Annotated in this window: 14 protein-coding genes; 7 read left to right on the top strand and 7 right to left on the bottom strand. The window is 62.1% G+C overall.

What is annotated here, in order from left to right:
- Nucleotides 1-2: 2 nt before the first annotated feature.
- The 3 genes from AC0L2K_RS14375 to AC0L2K_RS14365 form a co-directional block, all read right to left on the bottom strand.
- Nucleotides 3-1,364 (bottom strand): mandelate racemase/muconate lactonizing enzyme family protein, encoded by a 1,362-nt coding sequence (locus tag AC0L2K_RS14375; RefSeq protein WP_287225611.1) that lies wholly within the window; start codon nt 1,362-1,364, stop codon nt 3-5.
- Between the two features lie 61 nt (nt 1,365-1,425).
- On the bottom strand, nt 1,426-2,592 hold the full coding sequence (locus AC0L2K_RS14370) for a mandelate racemase/muconate lactonizing enzyme family protein (RefSeq protein ID WP_473531643.1): 1,167 nt from the start codon (nt 2,590-2,592) through the stop codon (nt 1,426-1,428).
- 59 nt (nt 2,593-2,651) lie between these two features.
- Nucleotides 2,652-3,359, bottom strand: a complete 708-nt coding sequence (locus AC0L2K_RS14365; protein ID WP_027151244.1) for a GntR family transcriptional regulator — start codon at nt 3,357-3,359, stop codon at nt 2,652-2,654.
- 211 nt (nt 3,360-3,570) lie between these two features.
- Between AC0L2K_RS14365 and AC0L2K_RS14360 the strand changes: the two genes are divergently transcribed.
- The 6 genes from AC0L2K_RS14360 (at nt 3,571) to AC0L2K_RS14335 (ending at nt 10,052) form a co-directional block, all read left to right on the top strand.
- A complete protein-coding gene (locus tag AC0L2K_RS14360) occupies nt 3,571-5,046 on the top strand; it encodes an ABC transporter substrate-binding protein (RefSeq protein ID WP_473531642.1) in 1,476 nt (491 codons plus the stop codon).
- A 65-nt stretch (nt 5,047-5,111) separates the two neighbouring features.
- Nucleotides 5,112-6,071 (top strand): carbohydrate ABC transporter permease, encoded by a 960-nt coding sequence (locus AC0L2K_RS14355; protein WP_128173383.1) that lies wholly within the window; start codon nt 5,112-5,114, stop codon nt 6,069-6,071.
- Nucleotides 6,068-6,958, top strand: coding sequence for a carbohydrate ABC transporter permease (locus tag AC0L2K_RS14350; RefSeq protein ID WP_473531641.1), 891 nt, complete (start codon nt 6,068-6,070; stop codon nt 6,956-6,958). The genes AC0L2K_RS14355 and AC0L2K_RS14350 overlap by 4 nt, the downstream gene beginning before the upstream one ends.
- Nucleotides 6,959-6,968: 10 nt before the next feature.
- The gene (locus tag AC0L2K_RS14345) at nt 6,969-8,066 is read left to right on the top strand and encodes an ABC transporter ATP-binding protein (RefSeq protein WP_128173384.1); all 1,098 of its coding nucleotides are present in this window, start codon (nt 6,969-6,971) and stop codon (nt 8,064-8,066) included.
- Nucleotides 8,067-8,115: 49 nt separating this feature from the next.
- Nucleotides 8,116-9,279 carry a mandelate racemase/muconate lactonizing enzyme family protein gene (locus AC0L2K_RS14340; RefSeq protein ID WP_473531640.1) on the top strand — a complete coding sequence of 388 codons (1,164 nt, stop codon included), beginning with the start codon at nt 8,116-8,118 and terminating at the stop codon, nt 9,277-9,279.
- A 23-nt stretch (nt 9,280-9,302) separates the two neighbouring features.
- Nucleotides 9,303-10,052, top strand: coding sequence for a ribonuclease activity regulator RraA (locus tag AC0L2K_RS14335; RefSeq protein ID WP_023797622.1), 750 nt, complete (start codon nt 9,303-9,305; stop codon nt 10,050-10,052).
- Nucleotides 10,053-10,115: 63 nt separating this feature from the next.
- Here AC0L2K_RS14335 and fdhF read toward each other — a convergent pair whose 3' ends face one another.
- From fdhF to AC0L2K_RS14315, 4 genes are all read right to left on the bottom strand, one after another.
- Nucleotides 10,116-12,905: a formate dehydrogenase subunit alpha gene (gene fdhF, locus AC0L2K_RS14330; RefSeq protein ID WP_473531639.1), complete on the bottom strand. Its 2,790-nt coding sequence runs from the start codon at nt 12,903-12,905 to the stop codon at nt 10,116-10,118.
- Between the two features lies 1 nt (nt 12,906).
- On the bottom strand, nt 12,907-14,580 hold the full coding sequence (locus AC0L2K_RS14325) for an NADH-ubiquinone oxidoreductase-F iron-sulfur binding region domain-containing protein (RefSeq protein ID WP_473531638.1): 1,674 nt from the start codon (nt 14,578-14,580) through the stop codon (nt 12,907-12,909).
- A gap of 206 nt (nt 14,581-14,786) precedes the next feature.
- Complete coding sequence (locus AC0L2K_RS14320) at nt 14,787-15,026, bottom strand: sulfurtransferase TusA family protein (RefSeq protein WP_031254334.1); 240 nt, start codon at nt 15,024-15,026, stop codon at nt 14,787-14,789.
- A 130-nt stretch (nt 15,027-15,156) separates the two neighbouring features.
- Nucleotides 15,157-16,413 (bottom strand): molybdopterin molybdotransferase MoeA, encoded by a 1,257-nt coding sequence (locus AC0L2K_RS14315; protein WP_473531637.1) that lies wholly within the window; start codon nt 16,411-16,413, stop codon nt 15,157-15,159.
- A 181-nt stretch (nt 16,414-16,594) separates the two neighbouring features.
- Between AC0L2K_RS14315 and AC0L2K_RS14310 the strand changes: the two genes are divergently transcribed.
- On the top strand, nt 16,595-17,408 hold an 814-nt coding region (locus AC0L2K_RS14310), incomplete at its 3' end, for a formate dehydrogenase accessory sulfurtransferase FdhD (RefSeq protein WP_473531636.1).

Raw genomic sequence — 17,408 nt, 5'->3', positions numbered from 1 at the left:
CCTCAGCTCCAGGTGCGATCCCAGGAATATTCGTCGTCCCAGTGATCCGTGGGCTGCCAGATGCCGGTGACGCCTGGCTGCAGGTGCTGCGAGATCACCTCGTCGACGACGTCGTCAATCCCCAGGCCCGGCTTGTCGGGAACAGTGATAAAGCCGTCCTTCACGAGCGGCCTGGCAACGCCGGTGACGATATCGTCCCACCAGTCGACATCGGCAGAGTGGTATTCGAGCGCCATGAAGTTTTCGGTCGCAGTCGCGACATGTGCCGCGGCCATCGCCGCGATCGGACTTTCTGCCATATGGATGGCCATGGCGACGCCGTGGTCCTGCGCCATGTCGCCGATCTTCTTGGTCTCGAGGATGCCCCCGCTGGTGAGCAGGTCCGGGTGGATAATGGAGAGGCCGCCGCTCTTGAGCAGAGGCTCGAAGCCCTCCTTGAGGTAGATGTCCTCGCCGGTGCAGATCGGCACCGTGGTGGCGTCCTGCAGTTGTCGGTACTGCTCGGTGTACTGCCATGGGATCACATCCTCGAGCCAGGCCGGCACATATTTTTCAATCCGCCTGGCGAGGCGAATACCGTTCTGCAGCGAGATGTGGCCGACGTGGTCGATAGCGAGCGGAATATCCATGCCGATAACCTCGCGAACCTCGGCAATGTACTGCTCAAGCAAGTCGAGGCCCTTGTCGGAAAAGTGGAGGCCGGTAAACGGGTGGGGGACGTTGTGCAAATCGTAGGCGGCGTTGCGGGCGCGCCGCTCTTCAAGGGACTTGACCTGGCCGCGGCCGGGCTGGACGCGATACCCATCAAGAGAGCCGGCAGGAGACACGACCGCACCGGGGACATCGGCGATCTGCATCAATCCCAGATCCATCTTGAGGAACGTGAAGCCGAGCGCCATGCGCTGCTTGAGGCGCTTGCCGGTCTCGGTGCCGCTCGGCACAGTGGCGTCGGTATCGCAATAGAGGCGCACCTTCTCTCGAAACCGGCCGCCGAGCATCTGGTAGATGGGCACGCCATAGGCCTTGCCGGCGAGATCCCACAACGCGATTTCGACCGCCGAGACGCCGCCGCCTTGCCGGCCGTGCCCGCCGAACTGCTTGATCCGGCGAAACAGGCGATCGATGTTGCAGGGATTCTCGCCAAGCAGCCGGCTCTTCAGCATCAGCGCATAGGTGGCGCTGGCGCCGTCGCGCACCTCGCCAAGTCCGACGATGCCCTGGTTGGTGTAAATCTTGAGCAGGGTCGAGGTGAACGGCGCGCCGACGATTTCGGCTACCCGCATGTCGGTGATGCGAAGCTGGGATGGCTTGGAGTTTGCGTTCACCCGATTGAGCGCCTCGTCGGCGCCACCCATCTTTGCCATGACTTATCCTCGTTCTGGTGGGTGGGGCTGGTCGTCGCCCGCACGCCGGCATGGAGCGTCGCTAGCCCAGCTCAATCTCATGGGCCTGCAGGTAGTCACGGTCCATCTCAATACCGAGACCAGGCCTCGACGTCAGCTTGAGGCTGCCGTTCGAGACGTCGAGCGGTCTGTCGATGAGGTGATCGTATTTGCCCAGGTTCCACTCCGACGTTTCGAGCCTGTAGAAGTTAGGAACGGTCATCATCACCTGCGCTCCCGCAACCACGTTGATCGGTCCCGCGGCGTCATGCGGCGAGACCGGGATGTAGTAGGCTTCGCATAGGGCAGAAATCTTCTTGAGTTCGGTAATGCCGCCGGTCCAGGTGACGTCCGGCATGATGTAGTCAGCGAGCTTGTTCTCGAGTACCGGCACGAAATCCCACTTCGTGTGGCCGCGCTCGCCCCACGCGATGGCGGCACTGACCTTCTCACGCACCTGCCTGAGGGCGTTGAGGCTCTCGGGCGGGCAAGGCTCCTCGAACCAGTCGATCTGGCCGGCTTCCTCGAGGCTCCGACAGAGGCGAATGGCGGTGGGAACGTCGAAGCGGCCATGCGCGTCTATGAGAATGTCGACGTCAGGCCCCGCCGTTTCGCGGATCAGCGCCGTGAGTTCGGCGGCTTCGCGCTCGTCCTTGCGGGTCATGCTGCCATCGAGGTACCCGTCCCGCTGTTCGCGGGACATGCCATCGGCGCTGTGGCCCTGGTGGGGGAAAGGATCAAACTTGAGCGCAGTGTGTCCGGACTCGACGATGTCCAGAATTTCGCGGACCACAGCCTCCTTGCTGATGAATCTGGCCTGGTTGGGATGGGTGTAGAGCGCGATTTCGTCGCGTACCGGTCCGCCCAGCAGCTCGTAAATCGGCTTGCCGAGGACTTTGCCGCGGATATCCCAGAGGGCTATATCGATGGCGCTCACACATTCGACGGCGGCGCCGCGGCTGCCCATATAGGTGAAGCTGCGGAAAATCTTGTGCCAGAGATACTCGATACGCGCTGGATCCTCGCCTGTCACGGCGACGCCGATCTGCCGCAGGATCGTGCAGAGAGCGCGGTTGGCGAGCCTTGTCGTGGTGGTGATCTCTCCCCAGCCACTCACCCCCTCGCTGGTCGTCACTTCGACGAACAGGAACTCTCCCCAATAAGAAGCATCGCACTTGATCAGCCACGGCCGAATGCTCGTGATTTTCATCTCAATCCCTTTATCTGAAATGCTTAGGGCTAACGGTGTTCGAGACTGGACCTTCGTTCCTATCCGGCCCGAGCGGCGTTGCGCGCACGCATCTGTTCGAGGATATGCCGGCCGGAACCCTCGACATGGCGGGAAACGAGTTCGGCCGCCTTGTCGGCTTCTCCCGCTTTCACGTGCGCGATGAGTTCGCGGTGCTCGCGAATGATCGCGGCACGACGCGCCAGCGTGAAATTGAAACGCCGGCTCACGGCTCGCAGCACTTCGCGATGCTTCCACCAAAGTTCAGCGGCATGGCGGTTATAGTGCCGCTGGTACATCACGGTGTGGAAGGCGGTATCCAGTTCACTGTGCCTGAAGGTGTCGGCAAAATTGTTCTCTTCAATCAGGCCTTGGAGACGTTCGAGTTCGGCGATGTCCTCGCCGGTCGCCATGTTCACAAACCATCGCGTCAGGGCCGGCTCGATCAGAACACCGATTTCATAGATATCCCGGACAAAATCCTGATCTATGGGTCGCACGCGCGCCCCGCGGTTGGGGAGAAAGGTGACAAAACCCTCCCCGCGCAAGAGCTGCAGGGCCTCGCGTACGGGGTTTGTCGAGGTGCCGTGACGCCGGGCGAGATCGGTGACCACGAGCCGTTCGTTGGCGGCGAGCCGTCCCTCGATGATGTCTTCCCTGATCAGTTCATAAAGCGAGGCGCCCTCGCTGGAGGCCATGGGGTCAGTCTCCACCGGTGGCATGGCTTTAAAATCATCTATTTCGGCCAAGACCGGCTCCCCTGATCAACACATACCCTGCCCGATATCACACACGGTTTTCACAAACAATGTACGATCCAGCGCGTTGACAGGCAATCCACGATCTGAAAACGTACAAAATGATCGAAGGGATACATAGAACAGAAAGCGTCCCGCGGTCGAACGAGCTAGACCGCTTTGCCTCGGCGCAGGGCGGCATAGAGAACCAGGGAGGATACCTATGACGAGGATTACGCTCGGCAGTGCGGTCCTGCGCGGCACTGTCGCCACTGCTTTGATGGCATCGCTGACGTCGACATCGGCGCTGGGAGCGCCCGTCGACCTCAGCAAGTGGTCGCCGGAATATGTGCGCTCCATTGCGGGCACAGAGGATTTTGACACCGCGGCCGATTGCGCCAAGGTCACCCCGCTCGACTACAAGGGGCGACTGACTTTCTGGTATCAGGGCGTGTTCGAGGGCGACCCCGACCTTTTGCGCCAGTACTACAAGGATTTCTTCGAGACCTTCCGCAAGACCTATCCGAACATCCAGCTCGAGGAACAAGCCCTCACCTATAACGACCTTCTTGACAAGTTCCGTACGGCGCTCCTGGGCAATGCCGCGCCGATGGCGGTCCGCCTGCAAATCCTGGGTGGTACCGAGTTCGCCTCAAAAGGCTATCTGGAGCCGCTCAAACCCGAGGATGTCGGGTATTCCACCGGGGACTTCTGGCCCGGCGCCATGAAGGCTGTGACCTGGGAGGGAGTGACCTACGGCATTCCAACCAACAACGAGACGATGGCGTTCATCTGGAACGCCGACATCTTCAAGCGTGCGGGCCTCGATCCGGACAAGGCTCCGGCAACCTGGGACGACGTCGTCAAGTATTCCAAGCAGATCCACGACAAGCTCGGCATTGCCGGTTACGGCCTCGTGGCTCGCAAGAATGCCGGCAATACGCCGTACCGCTTCATGCCGCAGCTGTGGGCTCATGGCGGCGGCGTCTTCGACGAAGCCACCGCGAACCCGACCTATGAGGAGGTCAGGCTCGATAGCCCGCAGAGCAAGGCCGCCCTGCAAGCCTCGTACGACATGTATGTTCGCGACAAGTCGGTTCCGGTTTCCGCACTCACCAACCAGCAGGCCGATAACCAGCCCCTGTTCCTCGCCGGCCAGCTCGGCATGATGATCTCGCATCCGTCCGACTACGACGTCATGCTCGACCTGCAGAAGAAGGCGACGGGCGCCGACAAGGACAAGGCGCAGACCGTCATCGACAACATGCGCTACGGCCTGATTCCCACTGGCCCCGACGGCAAGCGCGCAGTCGTGTTCGGCGGCTCGAACATTCACATCCTGAAGCCCGAATATGTCGAGGGCGGCAAGGTCGACGAGCCGGCCGCAAAGGCTATCATCTGCATGTGGACGAGCCCTGAATGGTCGCTGAAGATGGCCTATGCCGGCTCGAACCCGGGCAACCTTAACGGCTTCAAGACCAAATGGATGAAGGAACGTCTGGACAACATCAAGTTCCTCGATGTGACGACCTCGATGCTGCCATACGGCATCCCGTTCCCAGCGCTGCCGCAGGCCCCGGAGATCATGAACATCATCGTCCCGGACATGCTGCAGAATGCCCTGACCGGAGCGATGACCGTCGACGAGGCAGCGGACGACGCGGCCAGGAAGGTAAGAGACCTGATGGGCGGGCTCTAGTCCAGGGCCTGACCGGCTGCACCGATAGTGCAGCCGGTTCGTTCAGAAGAATAAGGGCGCGCCAAGTGACGATCGTGACCGGCAAGGCCGAGGCTCGCCGAAGATTGCAATCCGGCAGGTCCGGCGTGCTACGCGAGATATGGGAGCATCGCGCTGACTACGCGTATGTGCTCCCTGCGATCGCCGTGATGCTCATCGTCATCGCCTATCCGATCTACTACACGATCGAGCTGTCGTTCTTCAAGACGCCGCCTGGCCTGCAGCTTCGCGACAAGAGCTTCATCGGCTTCGACAACTACACGACCATCCTCACCAGCGAGGTGTTCTGGAGAGTCACCTGGAACACTCTGATCTGGACGCTGGGCTCCACTCTGATTGCCTTTGTCCTGGGGTTTGCCACCGCGCTGGCACTCCACCGCGAGTTTGTCGGCCGCGGTGTGCTGCGCGCGATCCTGATCATTCCCTGGGTCATCAGCGCGGTCGCCGCCTCCTATATCTGGAAGTGGATCTATCATTCGGACTTCGGGATCATCGGCGCTGTGCTGGTCGGCCTCGGATTGGCCGACCGACCGCCGAATTTCATCGACAGCGTCAACACGGTTCTGCCTTCCCTGATCGTCGTCAATATCTGGCGCGAGTTTCCGTTTGCCATGATCATGATGATGGCCGGCCTGCAGACCGTGCCCGAGCAGTTGCTGCGCGCCGCGCAGGTCGACGGCGCCAGCGCCTGGCAGCGCTTCTGGCACGTTACCTTCCCGCACTTGCGCAACGTCTCGACGGTGACGATCCTGCTGCTCGCGGTGGCCAACTTCAATTCCTTCATCATCCCCTGGATCATGACCGGCGGCGGCCCGTCCAACGCATCGCATATCTGGATCACCCACATTTATGAGCTCGCCTTCGGCCGGCAGCGCTGGGGCGTGGCATCTGCCTATTCGGTGCTCCTGTTCCTCACCCTGATGACGCTCGGCTACTTCTACGTCCGTGCGCTAAGCGGCAACGAGCGGCAAGAGGGGAGCGCATGAGCACGACTGCCGAGACCGCCCCGCGAGCCCCGAGCCGTCGCCCGATGCGCGTCGACGGATGGCGGTGGACCGGGCGCATCTTCCTCGCATTCATGCTGCTTTACACCGCGGTGCCGATGATCTGGATGCTGATCACCTCGATCAAGTCCGGGTTCGCGGCGTTGCAATTCCCGCCGCAATGGTGGCCGGACGAACCTACCCTCGCCAGCTACGAGAAGCTGCTCGATCCCCAGAACAGCGTCGGCCAGGACTTCCTCCGCTTCTTCTGGAACAGCCTTTTCGTGTCGACCGTCACGACAATCCTCTCGGTGATCGTCGCCGTCCCTGCGGCCTACGCGTTTTCGCGCTTCAGTTTCCCCGGCCGGAACTTCCTGTTCTTTGCCGTGCTGCTGCGCAACATGTTCCCGGCGGTGATCTTTCTCGTGCCGCTGTTCATCCTGATGCGCCTGCTCGGGTTGATGAACACGCATGGCTCGCTGATTCTCACCTATCTCACCTTCGGCCTGCCGCTGGCGATATGGTTGCTCAAGGGCTTTTACGACAACATTCCGGTGCAGCTCGAGCAGGCGGCGCGCATCGATGGGGCAACGCGGTTCCAGGCCTTCATCTTGATTGTGATGCCGCTCTCGACGCCGGGGATCATCGCCACCGCGATCTATTCGTTCATCGGCGCGTGGAACGAGTACATCTACGCCTACACCTTCCTCACCAAGAACGACCAGTTGACACTGCCCGTCGGCATCCAGCGCTTCTTCTCGGAAAATACGACGGACTTTCCGGGCCTGATGGCGGCCAGTTTCATGATGAGCGTGCCCGTCGTCGTGCTGTTCCTCGTCCTGCAACGATACTTCGTACGCGCCCTTACAGAAGGCGCGGTCAAGCACTAGGGAGTTGCCGATGGCCCACGTGGTCCTCAAAGATCTCGTCAAGTCCTATGGCAGCTTCAAAGCTGTCAACGACGTGTCGCTGACGGTCAATGACGGCGAGTTCGTTGCGCTCGTCGGCCCTTCAGGCTGCGGCAAGACAACCACGCTCAATCTCGTCGCGGGGCTGATCCCGATGACATCGGGCGACATCGTCATCGGCGACCGGGTGGTCAACGACCTCGACCCCAAGGACCGGGACATCGCCATGGTGTTCCAGAACTACGCGCTCTATCCGCAGAAATCGGTTTACAAGAACCTGGCGTTCCCGCTGCAGATGCGCAAACTGCCCAGGGACGAGATCGACAAGAAGGTCAAGGAAGCGGCGCGAGTGCTCGACATGACGCACCTGCTCGAGCGCAAGCCGCGCGAACTTTCGGGTGGGCAGCAGCAGCGGGTGGCCCTGGGCCGTGCGCTTGTCCGCGACCCCGCCGTGTTCCTGATGGACGAGCCGCTCTCCAACCTCGACGCCAAACTGCGCGTGCAGATGCGGTCTGAGATCAAGCGCTTCCACCAGGACCTCAAGGCGACGATCATCTATGTGACGCACGACCAGCTCGAAGCCGTGACCATGGCCGACAAGATGGCGGTGATGAACGGCGGCTACCTGCAGCAATATGATTCACCGGCGCAGGTCTTTGCCCATCCCGTCAACATGTTCGTCGCCAGCTTCATAGGCAGCCCGGCGATGAGCCTTATTCCGCTGCAGGCATCGACGGCAAACGGCAACTCTGTGTTGACCAGCGCGGAGGGCTGGAGCTTTGAGCTCTCGCCGCGCAACGCCCGGAAGGTCGCAAGGGCGACGACCAGGAAAGTCGTGCTCGGCGCACGTCACTCGACGATCAAGCTGCGCAACAGCGCCGTCCCCGGTGCCATTCCGGCCAAGGCCTACACGGTGGAGCCGACCGGTGACGTCACCTTCGTGCAGGCGTTCCTGTCCGGCGCCATCGTCAACGTCAGCGTGCCGCCGAACATTGCCGTCGCGCCCGATGAACAGATCTGGCTCGAGTTCGACCAGGAGCGGATGCATCTGTTCGACGGCGAAACCGAAATGGCCCTCAAGGCCAACTGAGACAGGGCGCCAACTGAAACAGGGCGGATGCGTTTGGAACGTGGCGTGGATGACTACGAAGCTTAAGATCACCGCGATCAAGCCCTATCCAGTGTGGGTAGGAACGCGCAACCAGATGCTCGTCAAGGTCGAGACCGACCAGGGCATCTTCGGCTGGGGCGAGAGCGGCTTGAGTGGTCGCGAGAAGGCGGTGGCCGGCGCGGTCGAGCACTATCGCGAGTTTCTCATCGGCCGCGACCCGATGCAGATCGGCCGGACCTGGCAGGAGCTTTATCGCAGCCAGTACTTCGAAGGCGGACGTGTTCTGCAGGCGGCGATTTCCGCCATCGACATCGCCCTTCACGACATCAAGGGCAAGGCGCTGGGAGTGCCGGTCTACGAGTTGCTAGGCGGCAAGCAGCGCCACCGCATCCCCACCTTCGCCTCGACCGGAGGCGAGGCCGAAGGTGACGCTGCCATCGAACGCGCCCGCGAGCTGCGTGCACAGGGCTGGCAGGCGATCCGCTTCTTCCCCGCCGGGCAAAACAGCAGGGACATCTTCGAGCCGCGCGAGTCGATCGGCACTACCGCCAGTATCCTTAACCGGGCGCGCGAGGCGCTGGGCGACGACGTCGTCCTCGGCATCGACTATCATCATCGGCTGTCGGTGGCCGAGGCGGCGAGCTTCTGCAACAAGCTCGGCCGCGGCGTGCTTGATTTCCTCGAGGAGCCTATACGCGACGAGACACCGGAGGCCTACGAATCGCTGCGTACGATGACCGACATCCCCTTTGCCATTGGCGAGGAATTTTCCAGCAAGTGGCAGTTCCTGCCCTACATCGAGCGCGGCATTCATCAGTTCAACCGGCTCGATGTTTGCAATGTCGGCGGGCTTACCGAGGCGATGAAAGTCGCTGGCTGGAGCGAGGCGCACTATGTCGACCTGATGCCGCACAATCCGCTTGGTCCGGTGTGCACGGCCGCGACCGTGCATCTCGCCGCCGCGGTACCCAACTTCGCGTGGCTCGAGACCAGGGAACCCGAAACAAAGCTGGGCTTCGACAACTCCGACTTCTTCCCCGTGCAACCACGGCTTGACGGGACCGACTATCCGGTCGGCGATCTGCCGGGGCTCGGCGTCGAGGTCAACGAGGAGGCGATCCAGGCGGCGAGCTTTCGTTTTTGGGAAGCGCCTCACCTTAAGCGCCGCGACGGTTCTGTTACGAACTGGTAGTTGCCTTTCAACCGGAGTCCACCATGACACATGCTCCCGACATCACGCGGCCGCCAAAAGACCTGATCGACGCGCTGAGGGGGATCGGCGCCGCGACGGTTGCCGGCACGCTTGGCCACATGGGTTTTCGCAATCCGCACATGGTCGGACCTGTGGCGCAGAACCACGGCAAGTCGATCGTCGGGCCGGCGCTGACGCTGCAGTTCATGCCACAGCGGCCGGACCTGTTCACCGAGGGAGAATATGCCGATCCGGAGACGCAGCTGCATCGGCACGTGCTTTATCACGCACAGGCGGGCGATGTGGTCGTGGTCGACGCGCGCGGCGACATGAGCTCGGGCGTCTTCGGCGATATGATGTCGACGTATTTCAAAGGCAGGGGCGGCGCCGGCATCGTCATCGATGGATGCATGCGTGACCGGCCCAATGTTGAAAAGCTCGATCTGCCTCTATGGCTGCGCGGCTGGACGCCGAACTATCATGTGCAGACCAGCATTTATCCCAATGCCGTCAACGTTCCGATTGCCTGCGGCGGTGTCACGGTGATCCCCGGTGACATCATCGTCGCCGACGACGACGGGGTGGTGGTGCTTCCCGTCGCAATGGCCCCGGCGGTAATCGAAGAATCACAGAAGCATCACGATTGGGAGGAGTTCTCGCGAGTGAAGCTGATGGAGGGCGGGCCGTTGCAACGCTACTATCCGCTGCATGACGATGCCCGCGGGGAGTACGAGGAGTGGCGCAAGACAAACCGCTTGGAGAACCCCGGTTAGCGCATGGATTACCCCGTGGCGGGCGGCAGCTGGCAACCGTTCACAGATGGCGCGCGGACTGGTTTATTCGGCAGCTTCGGCCCTCGCCGCCGGCGCAATTCGCGCGGCGCAGTATTTGAACTCCGGGATCTTGCCGTAGGGGTCCAGCATCGGATTGGTGAGCATGTTGGCCGGACTTTCGTTGAAGCAGAACGGCATGAACACCATACCGTCGGCGACCTCCCGGTCGGCGCGCAGGATGGCGTCTACCGTCCCGCGCCGGGTCTCGACCGCAATCATCTCTCCTTGGCGCAGGCCGTGCCGCTTGATCTCATAAGGGTTCATCGCAGCGATGCCTTGTGGTTCGATCGCGTCCAGCACGCCCGCCCGGCGGGTCATCGAGCCGGTGTGCCAATGCTCGAGCAGGCGGCCGGTGGTGAGCACCAGTGGAAACTCTTCATCGGGCACTTCGTCAGGCGGCAGCAAATCGGCCGGCACGATGCGGCCGCGTCCGTCCGCGGTCGGGAATTCGGACGAGAAGATGATCTCATTGCCGGGCTTGTCGGGACCGTCGGCCGGATAGATCACCGAACCTTCGCGCTCGATGCGGTCCCAGGAGATATGTTTCAAGGACGGCATCACGGCCGCCATTTCCGCATAGACCTCGGAGACATGGCCGTAATTCCAGTCCAGACCGATGCGCCTCGCCAGTTCGACAATCAGTTCCCAATCCTGGCGCGCTTCGCCCGGCATGTCGAGCGCCGGCCGGCCGATTTGCACTTGCCGGTTGGTGTTGGTGTATGTGCCGAGCTTTTCGGCATGCGCCGAGGCCGGCAGCACCACATCGGCGTGCCAGGCGGTCTCGGTCAGGAAGATGTCCTGCACTACGAGATGGTCGAGCATGGCCAGTGCTTGCCGGGCATGGGTCTGGTCCGGATCGGACATGGCCGGGTTCTCGCCCAGTATGTACATGCCCTTGATTTCGCCGTCATGGATGGCGTCGATGATTTCGACGACCGTCAGGCCGCGTTTCGGGTCCAGCGTCTGACCCCAAAAGTTCTCGTATGCGCCGCGGATGTCGATGTTCTCGACCGATTTATAGTCGGGGAAATACATCGGGATGAGCCCGGCATCGGATGCGCCCTGCACGTTGTTCTGGCCGCGCAGTGGGTGCAGGCCTGTTCCCGGCCGGCCGACATGTCCGGTGATCAGCGCCAGAGCGATAAGGCAGCGCGCATTATCGGTTCCGTGTGTGTGCTGGGAAATCCCCATGCCCCAAAAGATGATCGACCGCTCGGCGGTCGCGTAGGTGCGGGCGACGTCGCGCAGCACGCTCGCCTCGATGCCGCAGACCTCGGCCATCGCCTCGGGCGAAAAATCCTTCACCTTGGCCTTCAGGGCCTCGAATCCGGAAGCGTTGGCCTGGATATATTGCTCGTCGTAGAGCTTTTCCTCGACGATGACGTGGATCAACGCGTTCAGCATGGCGACGTCGCTGCCAGCCTTGAATCGCAGCGAATGCGACGCATGGCGCATCAGGTCCTGGCCGCGCGGGTCCATGACGATCAGCTTGGCGCCGCGCTTGGCCGCCTGCTTGAAATAGGTCGCGGCGACCGGATGGTTGGTGGTCGGCCGTGCGCCGATAACGATGATGCATTCGGCCTTCAGCGCGTCGTTGAAGGGCGCCGAAACCGCACCCGAACCGACGCCTTCCATCAGCGCCGCCACCGAAGATGCGTGGCAAAGCCGCGTGCAATGGTCGACATTGTTGGTGCCAAAACCCTGGCGCACCAGTTTTTGGAACAGATAGGCCTCTTCGTTGGAGCCTTTCGCCGAACCGAAACCGGCCAGCGCCTGCCCGCCATAATCCCTGAGGATCGTCTTCAGCCCGCCGGCGGCGCGCGCAAGCGCCTCTTCCCAGGTAGCCTCACGAAAAACGGTCAGCGGATCGACGCCGCGCATATCGGCATCGCCCGACTTCGGCGCATCGTCGCGCCGGATCAGCGGCTTGGTCAGGCGTTCAGGCGACATCGCATAGTCGAAGCCGAAACGACCCTTGACGCAGAGCCGGTTCTCGTTGGCATAGCCATTGCGGCCATCGACCTGGACTATTCTGTTGTCCTTGACCGCAACGCTGGTCTGGCAACCGACGCCACAGAACGGGCACAGCGTGTCGACGACCTTGTCGAATTCCTGGATGACCCGGGTCTTGCCTGCCTCATCCATCAGCGACTTTTCGTAGAGCGCGCCGGTCGGGCAGGCCTGCACGCATTCACCGCAGGTGACACAGGTCGACAGGCCCATCGGATCGTGCATGTCGAAGACGGGAAGCGAGTGATTGCCGCGCTCGGCCATGCCGATCACATCGTTGACCTGGACTTCGCGGCAGGCCCGGACACAGGCGCCGCAAGTGATGCAGGAATCGAGATTGACGGCAATGGCGGGATTCGTGATGTCGAATTCTGGCCGAACATCATCCGTGGCGAATTTCGAGCTGTAGCGACCGCCGGAAATGCCCATCGAACCAGCCCACTGCCAGAACATCGACTGCTGATCCGGACCGTCGGCCGCCGGCCGCATGTTGCTGGCGAGCAGCTCGAACACCATCTGGCGCGATTTCGTCGCCCGTTCGGTATTCGTCTTCACCACCATTCCGGCGGAAGGCTTGCGGATGCAGGAGGCGGCAAGCACCCGTTCGCCCTCGACATCAACCATGCAGGCGCGGCAATTGCCGTCTGGCCGATAGCCGGGCATGTCGACATGGCACAGATGCGGGATCCTGGTGCCTTCGCGCTTTGCAACGTCCCAGATCGTCTCGTCGTCAGCGGCTGTGACCGTTTTGCCGTCGAGGGTGAATATGACGCCATCTGCCATTTCAAAGATCATCCCTAAAATGCGTCAAAAGGTGATTGACCGGATTTGGCGCCGCCTGGCCGAGACCGCAGATAGAGGAATCGCGCATCACTGTTTCAAGGTCGCGCATCGCCGTCTCATTCGGCACGCCCTTCTCTTTCAAGAGCATTACCAGCTTTTCGGTTCCTTCCCGGCACGGCGTGCATTTCCCGCAACTCTCATGTTTGAAGAAATTCATGAGATTGAGGGTCACATCCCTGATGTTGTCGGCTTGCGAAAGCACGACCACCGCATGTGAGCCGACAAAGGCGCCCTGTTTGGCGAGTTCGCCGCCGAAATCGAGTTCAATGTCGCCCATCGACGCCGGAAGGATGCCGCCCGAGGCTCCACCTGGCAGATAGGCCTTGAATTCATGCCCGTCTGCCATGCCGCCGCAATAATCCTCGATCAGTTCGCGCACGGTGACGCCGGCCGGGGCCAGCTTGACGCCCGGCTCCTTCACATGTCCGGAAACCGACCAGGAGCGAATTCCCTGATGGCCGGGCTTGCCCTGCGCGGCGAACCAATCGGGTCCCTTCTCGACGATGTCGCGAATCCACCACAGCGTCTCGACATTGTGGTTGAGTGTCGGGCGTCCGAAAAGTCCGACTTCGGCAATATAGGGAGGCCGGTGACGGGGCATGCCGCGCTTGCCCTCGATGCTTTCCAGCATCGCGCTTTCCTCGCCGCAAATATAGGCGCCGGCGCCGCGCCGCAGGTCGATGAAACCGGGCTTGACGATGCCGGCTGCCTCGAGCGCCGCGATCTCGGCGCGCAAAATGGCGAGCACGGCCGGGTATTCGTCGCGCATGTAGAAATAGATGCGCTCGGCCTCGACCGCGTGGGCGGCGATCAGCGCGCCTTCGAAGGTGCGGTGCGGATCCTTTTCAAGATAGATGCGGTCCTTGAAAGTGCCAGGTTCGCCTTCGTCGCCATTGATCGACATCAGCCGCGGCCCTGGATAGCCACGCACGAAGCTCCATTTCTTGCCGGCCGGAAAGCCGGCGCCGCCGAGACCGCGCAGACCGGCGTGCTCCATGGTGTCGATGATGGCGTCAACGCCGGTCTCGCCCGCCCTCACCTTCCGGAAAAGCTGATAGCCGCCAGCGGCCCGATAGGCATCAAGGCCAACATAATCGGGCACGACAACCTTCGTATCGCCCGAGCGAGCCAGATCGATGAGGATATGGCTGCTGGCTTGGTCGACCTCACGGTCGCCAATGCGCGCCGCGGGCGCTGTGGCGCAGCGGCCCATGCAGGGCGCACGCATGACGCGGACCGTCTTCGGGTCGGCCTTGGCGGCCAGTTCGCCAATCAGGTGCTCGGCGCCCGCCAGCATGCAGCTTATCGATTCGCACACCCGGATTGTCAGCGGCGCGGGCCTCGCCTCGCCTTCCCTGACGATATCGAAATGGTCGTAGAAGGTCGCGACCTCGTAAACCTCCACCTGGGACAGGCGCATGTCTTCGGCAAGCGCTCGCAGATGCGCGGCCGACAGACAACCGTAGCGGTCCTGGATCAGATGCAGGAATTCGATCAACAGATCCCGGCGCCGTTCGCGATGGCCAAGAAGTTCCCGGACCTCGGCCAGGGCAACATCATCCAGCGCCCGCCCTTTGGGTCCGCGATCGGGAGATCGCCGTTGCTGCATTGTCATCCTCTCTCCTCCCGGACCCTTCGTCTGAGGAAGCGGCTCCCGCCACCAATGTGGTTGTGAGCTCCCTCAGCCCGGCGCACCTTGGATCAAGGACTTGGCACACAAATCGACTTGGCAGACAAGTTGAACCAAATGCCGGTTTGACAATTTTAGCATGGCCGGGGCGCCGCGACAGAACTGATCTGCGCCCTGATTTGTCGCACGGCCTATACCGGGGCAGCTTGCGCCTTCTCGATCAAGAAAACGATGTGGTCTCCCTGCCGTTGCATCGCCTCCAGGCGGTCGCCCATTTCGTTGATCAGATTGGGAATGTCTATGGCTGCCAGCGGATCGGTGCAACGGACCTCAAGGCGCTCGCCTGGGCTTATGCCGCTGAGCGCCTTGCGGGTTTTCAGCGCCGGCAAGGGACATTTCAATCCCGTCAGATCGAGCTGTCTCGTCGTCATGGTGGCGCACCATGGCGGACCGCTTACCGGTCGTCAACGGTCGCCGACCCAGGGTATACTGCAGTTGAGAGCGGCCAGGCGTCGCACCGCATTTTGGCATACTGCATGCCCACCGGCTCGACGGCGTTCGTCAATACAGGTCCGAATAGGCAAGGAACTGAACGGTCTGGCCCGGCTCGACCTCGGCTATTTCCTCGCCGAGTTCGACAAGGCCGTGCGTTTGAACCAAAGAAGACAGCATGCCAGCGCCCTCGCGCGGGAATTTGACGGCTTCATATGTGCCATCCTGCGTCCCACGCAGGCTTACCCGCACATATTCGCGTCGCCCCGGCTTTTTGCGGTAGGAGAAGGCGGCCCGCACCGGCCGCGAAATTGGTGGCTGCTGCCGTGCGCCGGCCAGTGCAAAGATCGCGGCGCGCGCAATATGGGCGAATGTGACGAAGCTCGCCACCGGATTGCCGGGCAGCCCAATGAAGGCTGTTCCCCGGATCACCCCCATGGCGACTGGGCGGCCGGGTTTTATGGCCACCCGCCAGAAGACCAGGGTGCCCACACTCTCGACGGCGGCCTTGACGCAGTCGGCCTCCCCGGTCGAGACCCCGCCGGACGCCAGGATCAGGTCCTGTCCTGGCGCAGCCTTGCTCAGCACATCCGCGATCAGCCTGCTGTCGTCGATCAGAATGCCCAAATCGGTGGTCTCGCAGCCCAATCTTGCCAGCATGGCCATCAGCATGAAGCGGTTCGAATCGAAAAGCTGGGCCGGTCCCCGGACCTTTCCCGGCGCGACGATCTCGTTGCCGGTCGAGAAGATCGCGACGCGAACTTTGCGCCGCACATCGATCTGCGTCATGCCGAGCGCCGCGGCGAGCGCAACATCCTGCGGGCGCATGCGCTGGCCGGCCTGCAGGACCACCTTGCCTGCTGCGACGTCCTCGCCCGCCGGCCGCACGTTGGCTCCTCTTTTCAGGCCGGGCGGAAGAATGACCCTGCCGGTATCGTCGACACGGACATCTTCCTGCATGTAGACCGTGTCTGCCCCCTCCGGCAGCGGAGCGCCGGTGAAGATGCGTATGGCTTGTCCGGGCGCGGCGTGCCGATCCGGCGCCATCCCAGCCTGGATCCTGCCACTCACCGGCAAGGCTTTTTCAACGGTTCCCGGCAGGTCGTCGCCGCGCAGTGCATAGCCGTCGACGGCTGAGTTGGTGAAAGGCGGCAGGGGCAGCGGCGCCACCAGTTCACTCGCCAGGACGCGCCCATCGGCAATCGCCAGCTGGACGGTTTCGGTCTCGTCGACAACGGTCAGCCGTGAAGCAATCAGTGCGGCTGTATCATCGAGCGATCGCATCGGGCCGCCGAAAGCGAAGCAGTCATCTGAAAGTTGCGCCATCGAGCCTTCAGCCTCTATGGATCTGGCCGAGCCGGCAGCTCGGCGCCATCCGGCAAACCCAGTCTGCGCCTGTGCGCGCTTTTGTGGACCGGCATCGGTTTGAACAGGCTATATAGTGCAGGTCAAGCCGGAGGTAACGCGTCCACTCCGGCGAGCGGGATTGCAATTTCAAGAGAGCGCCATGCAACAGATGAAAACCCGACCAGACCCCGCCATCATCATGCCGAGCCCGGATGACATCCGATTGACCGAACAGGTCAGCGGCATCGATCATATGGGCGCCGCTATTCAAATCCGCGTCCCCGTTGAACGCCCGCTGACGCTCTATCTGAATGCCCAGGAGATCGTCACGATGATGACGATCGGCGACTATCCCGAATATCTGGCGCTGGGCTACCTGCTCAATCAGAACATGCTTAAATCTGACGACGTCGTAACCGAGGTCGAATATGACGACGACGTGCAGGTCGTGGTCGTCCGTACCGAGCGCAACACAAATTACGAGCAGAAGCTTAGAAAACGGACGCAGACTTCAGGCTGCGCGCAGGGGACCGCTTTCGGCGATCTTCTCGAGGCGCTCGATATCACTCTGCCGCCAGCCGCGCTGCACACCTCCTGGCTTTACCAAATGACCCGCACGATCAACACGACGCCGTCGCTCTATCTTGAAGCGGGCGCGATTCATGGCTGCGTGCTTTGCAAGGAAGGCACGCCGATCTGCTACATGGAGGACGTCGGGCGCCACAACGCCGTCGACAAGATCGCCGGCTGGATGTATCGCCAGGGCATCGATGCCGCTGACAAGATCCTTTACACGACGGGCAGGCTGACGTCGGAAATGACGATCAAGACGGTTCGAATGGGCATTCCGATCCTCGTCTCGCGCTCGGGTTTCACCGCCTGGGGAGTAGATCTGGCGCGGGGGGGGGGGGGGCGGGGGGGGGGGGGGGGGGGGGGGGGGGGGGGGGGGGGGGGGGGGGGGGGGGGGGGGGGGG

The organism is Mesorhizobium sp. WSM4817, from assembly GCF_055811135.1.
Note: the sequence above shows the minus strand (reverse complement) of the source record. Positions and strands in the feature narration are given on the sequence as shown.

What these genes read in the sequence shown, in the direction of transcription:
- AC0L2K_RS14375 (WP_287225611.1), bottom strand. Translation starts at nt 1,364, where the DNA reads ATGGCAAAGATGGGTGGCGCCGACGAGGCGCTCAATCGGGTGAACGCA.
- AC0L2K_RS14370 (WP_473531643.1), bottom strand. Translation starts at nt 2,592, where the DNA reads ATGAAAATCACGAGCATTCGGCCGTGGCTGATCAAGTGCGATGCTTCT.
- AC0L2K_RS14360 (WP_473531642.1), top strand. Translation starts at nt 3,571, where the DNA reads ATGACGAGGATTACGCTCGGCAGTGCGGTCCTGCGCGGCACTGTCGCC.
- AC0L2K_RS14350 (WP_473531641.1), top strand. Translation starts at nt 6,068, where the DNA reads ATGAGCACGACTGCCGAGACCGCCCCGCGAGCCCCGAGCCGTCGCCCG.
- AC0L2K_RS14345 (WP_128173384.1), top strand. Translation starts at nt 6,969, where the DNA reads ATGGCCCACGTGGTCCTCAAAGATCTCGTCAAGTCCTATGGCAGCTTC.
- AC0L2K_RS14340 (WP_473531640.1), top strand. Translation starts at nt 8,116, where the DNA reads ATGACTACGAAGCTTAAGATCACCGCGATCAAGCCCTATCCAGTGTGG.
- AC0L2K_RS14335 (WP_023797622.1), top strand. Translation starts at nt 9,303, where the DNA reads ATGACACATGCTCCCGACATCACGCGGCCGCCAAAAGACCTGATCGAC.
- fdhF (WP_473531639.1), bottom strand. Translation starts at nt 12,905, where the DNA reads ATGGCAGATGGCGTCATATTCACCCTCGACGGCAAAACGGTCACAGCC.
- AC0L2K_RS14325 (WP_473531638.1), bottom strand. Translation starts at nt 14,580, where the DNA reads ATGACAATGCAGCAACGGCGATCTCCCGATCGCGGACCCAAAGGGCGG.
- AC0L2K_RS14320 (WP_031254334.1), bottom strand. Translation starts at nt 15,026, where the DNA reads ATGACGACGAGACAGCTCGATCTGACGGGATTGAAATGTCCCTTGCCG.
- AC0L2K_RS14315 (WP_473531637.1), bottom strand. Translation starts at nt 16,413, where the DNA reads ATGGCGCAACTTTCAGATGACTGCTTCGCTTTCGGCGGCCCGATGCGA.